At 68.3% G+C, this 9,495-nt stretch carries 7 protein-coding genes; 2 read left to right on the top strand and 5 right to left on the bottom strand.

What is annotated here, in order from left to right; genetic code table 11:
* Window positions 1-190 precede the first annotated feature (190 nt).
* On the bottom strand, window positions 191-934 hold the full coding sequence (locus FNF32_RS10670) for an SDR family NAD(P)-dependent oxidoreductase (protein WP_131674238.1): 744 nt from the start codon (window positions 932-934) through the stop codon (window positions 191-193).
* A 160-nt stretch (window positions 935-1,094) separates the two neighbouring features.
* Here FNF32_RS10670 and FNF32_RS10665 point away from each other — a divergent pair, with 160 nt between their 5' ends.
* Entirely contained in the window at window positions 1,095-1,727 is a 633-nt protein-coding gene (locus tag FNF32_RS10665; RefSeq protein WP_131674237.1) for a hypothetical protein, read from the top strand.
* Here FNF32_RS10665 and ppk2 read toward each other — a convergent pair.
* The 3 genes from ppk2 to FNF32_RS10650 form a co-directional block, all read right to left on the bottom strand.
* A complete protein-coding gene (ppk2, locus tag FNF32_RS10660) occupies window positions 1,724-2,614 on the bottom strand; it encodes a polyphosphate kinase 2 (protein ID WP_131674236.1) in 891 nt (296 codons plus the stop codon). The genes FNF32_RS10665 and ppk2 overlap by 4 nt on opposite strands.
* A 79-nt stretch (window positions 2,615-2,693) precedes the next feature.
* Complete coding sequence (locus FNF32_RS10655; RefSeq protein WP_131674235.1) at window positions 2,694-3,620, bottom strand: homoserine O-succinyltransferase; 927 nt, start codon at window positions 3,618-3,620, stop codon at window positions 2,694-2,696.
* Window positions 3,620-4,513 carry an ATPase gene (locus FNF32_RS10650; protein ID WP_131674234.1) on the bottom strand — a complete coding sequence of 298 codons (894 nt, stop codon included), beginning with the start codon at window positions 4,511-4,513 and terminating at the stop codon, window positions 3,620-3,622. The genes FNF32_RS10655 and FNF32_RS10650 overlap by 1 nt, the downstream gene beginning before the upstream one ends.
* Before the next feature lie 156 nt (window positions 4,514-4,669).
* Between FNF32_RS10650 and ggt the strand changes: the two genes are divergently transcribed.
* The gene (gene ggt / locus FNF32_RS10640; protein WP_246087783.1) at window positions 4,670-6,601 is read left to right on the top strand and encodes a gamma-glutamyltransferase; all 1,932 of its coding nucleotides are present in this window, start codon (window positions 4,670-4,672) and stop codon (window positions 6,599-6,601) included.
* Window positions 6,602-6,670: 69 nt separating this feature from the next.
* Here the strand turns inward: ggt and acnA are convergent, their stop codons facing one another.
* Window positions 6,671-9,460, bottom strand: a complete 2,790-nt coding sequence (acnA, locus tag FNF32_RS10635; protein ID WP_143796630.1) for an aconitate hydratase AcnA — start codon at window positions 9,458-9,460, stop codon at window positions 6,671-6,673.
* Window positions 9,461-9,495 lie beyond the last annotated feature (35 nt).

The following is a 9,495-nucleotide window of genomic DNA, read 5'->3' as shown; positions in this document are numbered from 1 at the left end:
GACCGCCGAAAGCTTCCTGGGCTTCATCGACATCACGTCGATCCGCTTATGGCTCCGCCATTTGTCAACATGACCTACGTCACGATTTCGATTGTTGTAAATCCGTTTCGCACGGGCGGGCAGGTGGGGGCGCTGGCGTCGATGACGGCGGCGGTCGCGTGCCGCCGCCGCCGCGCCCCGCCGCGCCCGGTCAGCGCATCCGCAGCGCGCCGTCCAGCCGGATCGTCTCGCCGTTCAGATAGCCGCACTCCACGATGAACGCGGCGAGGCGGGCGTATTCCTCGGGCTCGCCCAGGCGCTTGGGGAACGTCACCTCGGCGGCAAGGCTGTCCTGCACGTCCTGCGGCAGGCCGCGCAGCATCGGCGTTCCGAAGATGCCCGGCGCGATCGCGCAGACGCGGATCCCGGACCGGGCAAGGTCGCGCGCGACCGGCAGCGACATGCCGGCGATCCCCGCCTTGGACGCGCCATAGGCCGCCTGACCGGCCTGCCCGTCGAACGCCGCGACCGAGGCGGTGTTGACGATGACGCCGTTTTCCTCGCGCCCGTTCCGCGCCATCTCGACGGCGACCAGGCGCAGGACGTTGAAGGTGCCGACCAGGTTGATGTCGATCACCCGACGGAAACTGTCGAGCTTGTGGGGCCCGTCGCGGCCCACGGTCTTTTCGCCCACGGCGATGCCCGCACAGTTCACGCAGGCGTCGATCCCGCCCATGGTTTCGACCGCGCGCGCGATGGCGGCGGCGACGCTGCCCTCGTCGGTGACGTCGGTCTGCGCGAAGCCCGCGCCGATCGAGGCGGCAAAGCCCTCGCCCGCCGGGTCGCGGTCAAGGATCGTGACCTTCGCCCCGCGGTCGCGGAAATGCTGCGCGGTCGCGGCGCCAAGGCCGGATGCGCCGCCAGTAACGATGGCGCGGGTTGCGGTCAGGTCCATGCAAGGTTCCTTCATGTCGGTGCGGCGCGATCCTAGTCAGGGGCGCACCGGCTGGACAAGCGGGTTCGGGTGGTTCCGTGGCGTGCGAAAAGACGGCGCCGTTAACCATTCTTAAACGGTTCGGCGCCATGAAGCATCGAAGGCAAAAGGGCTGCGTCGCGTGCGTCACCTCGTCCCGATCCTGATCGCGCTTTTCCTGCTGCCGCTTCGCGCGCTCGCGGGCGACGGAACGTGGACCCAGCTGGACGCGTCCAGCGAAGCCGCGCTTCTGGTCACGAACGTGGAAAAGGGGCGCAGCGTCTATGGCCTCGTCGCGGGCAAGGACGATGACGAGGCGTGGCTGGCCCTGTCGCTCCTGCGCACCTGGCAGCTGGGCGACGAACGGGCGCCGTGGAAGCTGCGGGCCGGATCGGGCCTGAAGATCGAGGAGATCGCGCCCTACGAGGCGATGGATTTCCGCTATCGCTGGTGCGACGACTGGATCGAGCATTGCAAGGCGGCGCGCGCAGGCGTTCGGCTGCAGGCGGAGCGCTGGAAATCGTATGAGACGGTCGGCGTCTACCTGATGGCCGACTACAACAGCATCGCGCAGGCGAAGCTGGCCGTCGCGGGGGTCACGCATCTGAAATCCGGCCTCGGCGGGCAGCTCTCGGTCTATGACGACGACGAGGGGGACCGGGTGCCCGCGCTGATGCTGTCGGCGCCCGTCCGCAAGACGGGTCTCTCTGTCCGGCTTAGCCACAAGCCGACCGAGAGGGAGACGTTCGTGGGCTTCAGCTTCTCGACCTACTAGACCACCAGCATTTCCGGGCCGCCGGTGATGCGGGGGTCGGGCAGGCCGATCACCTGGTCGTCGCGGCCGACATAATCGACCGCGCGCAGCACCGTCTGGATGGCGGCGATCCGCGCCCGGCGCTTGTCATCGGACCGGATCACCGTCCACGGCGCCACGGGGCTGTGCGACAGCGACAGCGTCTCGCGGATCGCGGCGGTGTAGTCGTCCCATTTCGCCAGCCCCTCGACATCGATCCGGCTGAGCTTCCACTGCTTCAGCGGGTCCTTCTCGCGGTCCAAGAAGCGCTGCAACTGCTCGGCCCGGCCCACGCTGAGCCACAGCTTGACGAGGATGACCCCGTCATCCACCAGCAACCGCTCGAAGTCGGGAAGCTGGCGGAAGAACTTTTCCCGGTCCGGCTTCTTCACGAAGCCGAACACCTTCTCGACCACGCCGCGGTTGTACCAGCTGCGATCGAACAGCGCGATTTCCCCCGCCCCGGGCAGGGCCGCGACATAGCGCTGGAAATACCACTGCCCGGCCTCACGCTCGGTCGGGGTGGGAAGCGCCACGATATAGGCGGAACGCGGGTTCAGGTTCTCGCGCAGCGCCTCGATGGTGCCGCCCTTGCCGGCGGCGTCGCGCCCCTCGAACAGCACGACCACGCGCTTGCCGGTGGCGATCACATCATGCAGCATCTGCACCAGCTCGACCTGCAGCGCCTCCATCCTGTCCTCGTAGTCGTCCTTGTCCATCTCGCGGCGGTACGGATACCCCGCGTCGATGATGTCGTCCTTGTCGGCCTCGCGAAGGCGCGTTCTTACCTCCTCTGGCGCATCGTTCTTGAGATAGGCGGTAATCTCGCCGACGAATGGCAGGCGGGGCGGGGCTTGATCTTTGCTCATGGCGTCTCACGGGCGTGACGTTCCGCGCCAGTCTGGCGCGGCGCCCGCGGCGCGGCAAGCCGCGTCACGCGCTGCCGGGTCACGCCCGGCCGATGTCGCGCAGGTCGAACGGAGTCGTCTGGTAGATCTCGTTGATCCAGTTGCCGTACAGCAGATGCGCGTGGGCGCGCCACAGGTTCGACGGGCACAGCCCCGGATCGTCGTCGGGATAGTAGTTCGCGGGCACGCCGATCGGCTTTCCGGCCCCGACGTCGCGGTCGTATTCCTCTTTCAGCGTGCCGGAATCGTATTCCAGGTGGTTGAAGATATACAGCGCCCGCCGCGCCCGGTCCTCGATCAGGCAGGGGCCCGCATCCGCCGAAGCCAGCAACGTCGCAAGCTCGGGCCGGGCGTCCACGTCGGCCTGCCGCACCTCGGTCCAGCGGCTCACGGGCACCAGCACGTCGTCCGAAAAGCCGCGCAGGAAGGGCGAGGCGGGCTGCAGGTTCGCGTGCCGGAAGCAGCCGAACGCCTTGGCATCCAGCGCGTGCTTGGGCAGGCCGTGGAAATGCCAGGCCATCGCCATCCCGCCCCAGCAGACGCCGAACGTCGAATGGACATGGCTTTGCGACCAGTCGAAGACGCGGCGCAGCTCGTCCCAGTAGGTCACCTCGTCGAAGGGCAGCTGTTCGACCGGGGCGCCGGTCACGATCAGCCCGTCGAAGCGGTCGCCCGACGCCTCGACCTCGGCGAACGGACGGTAGAAGGATTCGAGGTGATCGGCGGCGGTGTTGCGGCTTTCGTGATCCGACATGCGGATCAGCGACAGGTCGATCTGCAAGGGCGTCGCGCCGATCAGCCGGGCGAACTGGTTCTCGGTCTGGATCTTCTTGGGCATCAGGTTCAGCAGCGCGATCCGAAGCGGCCGGATGTCCTGCGTGGCGGCCCGGCCCGGCGACATGACCATCACGCCCTCGCGCGACAGGATGTCGTATGCGGGCAGGTCTTCGGGCAGGGTGATCGGCATCAGGCGGTTCCTTGTGCGAGGCGAGGGGACGGACCTGCGGCGCGGGCGCGCGCGTCGATCGCGTCGGCGATCAGGTCGATGAAGTCGTCGGGCGTGCGGATGCGGGCCACGTCGTCGGCCCGAACCGTGACGCCGTGCCGCGCCATCGCCTCGTACCGGGGCTGGCGGTGGGCCAGGGCGCGGGCATAGGTCCAGCGGACGAAAGCGTCGGGATCGACCGGGCCAGGGTGGTCGCGGCCGTAATCGGCCCAGGCCGCGCCAAGGAACGCGGGCTGGTAGTACATGGGCTTCGGCGCGGCGTCGAAGCGGCGGACGAGTTCGGCCGTGTGCGCGTCGCTGCCGCAGATCCAGACCGGCAGCAGCAGCCCCGTCAGCGCCGCCATCACCGGATCGGCGGGATCGTCCGGGTCAACGATCTCGCAGATCGAGCCGGAGCTGTCGCAGACGAAATGCGGATAGCCATAGATCGCCTGTGCGCGCTGCGCGAAATGCGCGCTGTCCAGCGTCGCCGCGATCTCGGCCGCGCGGTGCTGGTCCTGCCGCTGCATGTAGTCGTCAAACGGCAGGCCGCCGCGCGCCGGATCGCCCGGCTTGCCCAGATAGGTCGAAAGCGGCGCGAGGTTGTCAAAGGTGATGTTCGATTCGATCCGCACCGAATCCGTCAGCAGCAGCTCTCGCAGCAGCGGCACCGCCATCGCGTGACGCTTGAAGTCGTCGGCGATCAGCTCGCCCATGTAGCGGGTGCCGATGCGGTAATCGACGCTGTAGTGAAACCACGCCCGCGACCGGCGCAGCATCGACGCGATATGCGTCTTGCCCAGGCCCGACATCCCGAAAAGCATGACGCGGCGCGAGCTTGCGTCACGCCAGTCCCGTCCCGTGGCATAAGGCATCGGCCGTCCCCGTTGGTGCGAATGGTCCTCTAGCTAAGCTCCGCCGGGCGGGTTGGAAAGACCCGCAGGCGCCCGTGCCGGTCACGGTAACGGTTGCGCGACCACTCCCCCGGCCGCAAAGTCCGTTCATTGATCGACGGATTTGAGGAGGACCAGATGCGATACGGATTGATGATTGCCGTCCTGCTGGGCAGCACCGCCGCGGCGTTCGGCCAGGACGTGGTGGCGCCGCAGGCCGCGCCCGCGACTGCGCCCGACACTGCGCCCGACACTTCGCCCGCGACTGCGCCCACGACCGACCCGCAGACCGCCGCGCCCCCGTCGGACGCCGCCCCCGCCTCGGCGCCTGCAAGCGACGTGCCCGAAACCCCCGACGGCGCAAGGGCGGCCCCGCCGCTTGATGCGTTCGGCCCGCTGACCGACGCCGCGCGCGCGGCGATGACAGCCAAGGCCGAGGGGCGGCCCGTTACCGGCAAGGACTGGATGGTCGCCGCCGCCAACCCGCTGGCGGTCGAGGCGGGCGCCAGGATCCTTGACGCCGGCGGCAGCGCGGCCGACGCGATGGTCGCCGTGCAAAGCGTCCTCGGCCTCGTCGAGCCGGAAAGCTCGGGCCTTGGCGGCGGGTCGTTCGTCGTCTGGTACGATGCCGCGAGCGGGCAGATGACGACGCTCGACGCGCGCGAAGCCGCGCCGCGCGGGGCCACGCCGCAGCTGTTTCTCGACGACGAGGGCGAGCCGCTGGAGTTCATGACGGCGGTCGTCGGCGGCCGCTCGGTCGGCACCCCCGGCACGCCTCGGCTGATGGAGGAAGCGCATCGCCGCTGGGGCCGGATGAACTGGGCCGCGCTGTTCGAGGACCCGATCCGGCTGGCGGACCAAGGCTTCACCGTGTCGCCGAAGCTCGCGAACCTCGTTGCGGACGAAGGAGAGGCGCTGCAACGCTATCCCTCGACGACCGACTACTTCTTCCCGGGCGGCCAGCCGGTCGCGGCCGGGTCGCAGCTGAAGAACCCGGCCTATGCCGAGACCCTGCGGCAGCTGGCGCAGGGTGGCGCGGACGCTTTTTACCGCGGCGACACCGCGCGGGCGATCGTCGCGGCGGTTCGGGGCGCCACCGACAACCCCGGCACGCTGTCGATGGACGACCTGGCGGCATACCGGGTGATCGAGCGCCCGCCGGTCTGCGTGGAATACCGCGATCACGACGTCTGCGGCATGGGCCCGCCCTCGTCGGGCGGGCTGACGGTGGGGCAGATCCTGGGCCTGCTCGGCGACTACGACCTTGCGTCGCTCGGGGCCGACAACCCCGAAAGCTGGCGGCTGATCGGGGACGCCTCGCGCCTCGCCTTCGCCGACCGGGGCCGCTACATGGCCGACCCCGACTTCGTGCCGGTGCCCACGGCCGGGCTGATCGATCCGGGCTATCTTGCCGAACGCGGCAAGCTTCTGGCCGGCGACGACAGCCTGCCTGAAGTCACTGCGGGCAAGCCCGGCTGGACCCACGCGATGAACTGGGGGCAGGACAGCGCGCTGGAGCTGCCGTCCACGACGCATATCTCGATCGTGGACAGCTACGGCAACGTGCTGTCGATGACGACGACGATCGAGAACGGGTTCGGATCGCGGATGATGGCGGCGGGGTTCCTGCTCAACAACGAGCTCACCGACTTCTCGTTCGAGACGCATGACGACGACGGCTACGCCATCGCCAACGCCGTCGCGCCGGGCAAGCGGCCGCGGTCGTCGATGTCGCCCACCATCGTCATAAAGGACGGAAAGCCCGTGATGGCGATCGGCTCGCCTGGCGGCAGCCGGATCATCGGCTATGTCGCCCGCGCGCTGATCGCCCAGCTGGACTGGGGTATGAACGTGCAGCAGGCGCTGGACGCGCCGCACTTCGTCAACCGCTTCGGCACGATGGAGGTCGAAAAGGGCCGCGCGCCCGAACTGGCCGCCGCGCTGGCAGACATGGGCTTCGAGGTCGAAGAGGCGACGCTGGCGTCCGGCCTGCACGGGATCGTCATCACGCCCGAGGGCTTGGAAGGCGGCGCCGATCCCCGCCGCGAAGGGATCGCCATCGGCGGCTGACAGGCCGTCCGCGCAACGAAGAACCCCCGGCCGCGAGGCCGGGGGTTCGTTCATCCGATGGCCCGGCGATCAGGCGCGGGCGAGGTTGCGCAGCACGTAGTGCAGGACGCCGCCGTTCTGCAGGTACTCGATTTCCACCTCGGTATCGACGCGGGCCTTCAGCTGCACCGTCTTTTCGCTGCCGTCCGCAAAGCGGATGGTCGCGGGAACCAGCGACAGCGGCTTGAAGTCGCCTGCCAGCCCGTCGATCGAGATCACCTCGTCCCCGGTCAGGCCCAACGTCTTGCGGGTGTCGCCGTTCGTGAACTCGAACGGGATCACGCCCATGCCTACGAGGTTCGACCGGTGGATGCGCTCGAACGATTCCGCGATCACCGCCTTGACGCCCAGCAGGTTCGTGCCCTTGGCCGCCCAGTCGCGGCTGGACCCTGCGCCGTATTCCACGCCGCCCACGACGACCAGCGGAACGCCCATGTCCTTCCACGCCATCGCCGCGTCGTAGATCGAGGTCTCGTGCCCGTCGGGGCCCTTGCTGTAGCCGCCCTCGACCCCTTCGAGCATCTCGTTCTTGATGCGGATGTTGGCGAACGTGCCGCGCATCATGACTTCGTGGTTGCCGCGGCGCGAGCCGTAGCTGTTGAAATCGGCGGGCGCGACCTGGCGTTCGGTCAGGTACTGGCCGGCCGGGGTGGTCGGCTTGAACGAACCCGCCGGGCTGATGTGGTCGGTCGTGATCATGTCGCCAAGGATCGCCAGCACGCGAGCGTCCTTGATGTCGCTGATGACGCCCGCCTCGCGCGGCATGCCCTGGAAATAGGGGGGGTTCTGGATATAGGTCGATGCCGCCGGCCAGTCGTAGGTCTCGCTGTCGGTGGTTTCCACCGCCTGCCAGCGCTCGTCGCCCTTGAACACGTCGGCGTATTTCGCCTGGAACATCTCGCGCGTGACGATGCGTTCGACCAGTTCCGCCACCTCGCGCGAGGACGGCCAGATATCCTTGAGGTAGACCGGCTGGCCGTCCTTGGACGTGCCGATCGGCTCGCGGGTGATGTCGATGTTCATGTCGCCGGCGATCGCGTAGGCCACGACCAGCGGCGGGCTGGCAAGGTAGTTGGCGCGCACGTCGGGCGAGATCCGACCCTCGAAGTTGCGGTTGCCCGACAGGACCGACACCGCGACCAGGTCGTGGTCGTTGATCGACTGCGAGATCTCGGGCTCCAGCGGGCCGGAGTTGCCGATGCAGGTGGTGCAGCCGAAGCCCACGAGGTTGAAGCCAAGCGCGTCGAGTTCGCTCTGGAGCCCCGCGGCTTCAAGGTATTCGGCCACGACCTGCGACCCGGGCGCGAGCGAGGTCTTGACCCACGGCTTGCGGGTCAGGCCCAACTCGTTCGCCTTTTTCGCCACCAGCCCCGCAGCCATCAGCACATAGGGGTTCGAGGTGTTGGTGCAGGACGTGATCGCCGCGATCACGACCGACCCGTCGCGCAGGGTGAAGTCGTGCCCCTCGACCGGCGCGCCGGTGATGACGCTCGATCCGTGGTGAACCTCGCCCGGAATCTCGGACTTCGACGGGGCGGGCGAGCCGCCTTCCTCGGTCATGAAGAACTTTTGGTCGGCAGGCACCGAGGGGGCGGGCTTCAGACCCTCGATATAGGCCTTGAAGGTCTGCGCGGCGGCGTCCAGCGCAACGTGGTCCTGCGGGCGCTTGGGGCCCGAGATCGCGGGCACGACATCGCCCAGATCAAGCGCCAGCGTCGAGGTGTAGACCGGCTCGTAGGACGCGTCGCGCCACATGCCGTTGGCCTTGGCATAGGCTTCGACCAGCGCGATCCGGTCCTCGTCGCGGCCGGTCTGGCGCAGGTAGCGCAGCGTCTCGTCGTCGATCGGGAAGAAGCCGCAGGTGGCGCCGTATTCGGGCGCCATGTTGGCGATCGTCGCGCGGTCCGCCAGCGGCATGTTGTCGAGGCCCTGGCCGTAGAACTCGACGAACTTGCTGACGACCTTGTGGTCGCGCAGCATCTTGACGACCTTGAGAACGAGGTCGGTGGCCGTCACCCCCTCGCGCAGCGCGCCGGTGATCTTGAAGCCCACGACTTCCGGGATCAGCATGGAGATCGGCTGGCCCAGCATCGCCGCCTCGGCCTCGATCCCGCCGACGCCCCAGCCGAGGACCGCAAGGCCGTTGACCATCGTGGTGTGGCTGTCGGTGCCGACCAGCGTGTCGGGGTAAGCCACCTCGGCCCCGGTCTGGTCGGTGTCGGTCCAGACGGTCTGGGCGAGGTATTCCAGGTTCACCTGGTGGCAGATGCCGGTGCCCGGCGGCACCACGCGGAAGTTGTTGAACGCGCCCTGGCCCCATTTCAGGAACTGGTAGCGTTCCATGTTGCGGGCGTATTCCAGATCGACGTTGCGCTGGAAGGCGCGGGGATTGCCGAACTCGTCCACCATGACCGAGTGGTCGATCACGAGGTCCACGGGGTTCAGCGGGTTGATCTTCTGCGCGTCACCACCCAGCGCCACGATCCCGTCGCGCATCGCCGCAAGGTCCACCACGGCGGGAACGCCGGTGAAGTCCTGCATCAGCACGCGGGCGGGGCGATAGGCGATCTCGCGCGGGTAGTTGCCCGCGTTCGCGGCCCATTCCGCGAAAGCCTTGATGTCATCGGTGCTGACGGTGCGGCCGTCATCCTCGAACCGGAGCATGTTTTCCAGCACGACCTTGAGCGCGGCGGGCAGGCGCGAGAAGTCGCCGAGGCCTGCGTCGGTCGCGGCCTGGATCGAGTAGTAGGACACGGTCTTGCCGCCGACGGTCAGGTCGCGGCGGGTCTTGGCGGTGTCTGTACCGGTGACGATGGGCATGATGTTCGTTCCCTCTGGCGGTGCCGGCAGGTCGG

This window comes from Paracoccus marinus, from assembly GCF_007018965.1.
GTDB lineage: Bacteria > Pseudomonadota > Alphaproteobacteria > Rhodobacterales > Rhodobacteraceae > Paracoccus > Paracoccus marinus.
The sequence above is the reverse complement of the archived record's forward strand: the minus strand, read 5'-3'. Positions and strand labels throughout refer to the sequence as shown.

Bases quoted from the DNA above. Each gene is read 5' to 3' on its own strand.
- acnA (WP_143796630.1), bottom strand. From the start codon at position 9,460: ATGCCCATCGTCACCGGTACAGACACCGCCAAGACCCGCCGCGACCTG.
- FNF32_RS10670 (WP_131674238.1), bottom strand. From the start codon at position 934: ATGGACCTGACCGCAACCCGCGCCATCGTTACTGGCGGCGCATCCGGC.
- FNF32_RS10655 (WP_131674235.1), bottom strand. From the start codon at position 3,620: ATGCCGATCACCCTGCCCGAAGACCTGCCCGCATACGACATCCTGTCG.
- ppk2 (WP_131674236.1), bottom strand. From the start codon at position 2,614: ATGAGCAAAGATCAAGCCCCGCCCCGCCTGCCATTCGTCGGCGAGATT.
- FNF32_RS10650 (WP_131674234.1), bottom strand. From the start codon at position 4,513: ATGCCTTATGCCACGGGACGGGACTGGCGTGACGCAAGCTCGCGCCGC.
- ggt (WP_246087783.1), top strand. From the start codon at position 4,670: ATGCGATACGGATTGATGATTGCCGTCCTGCTGGGCAGCACCGCCGCG.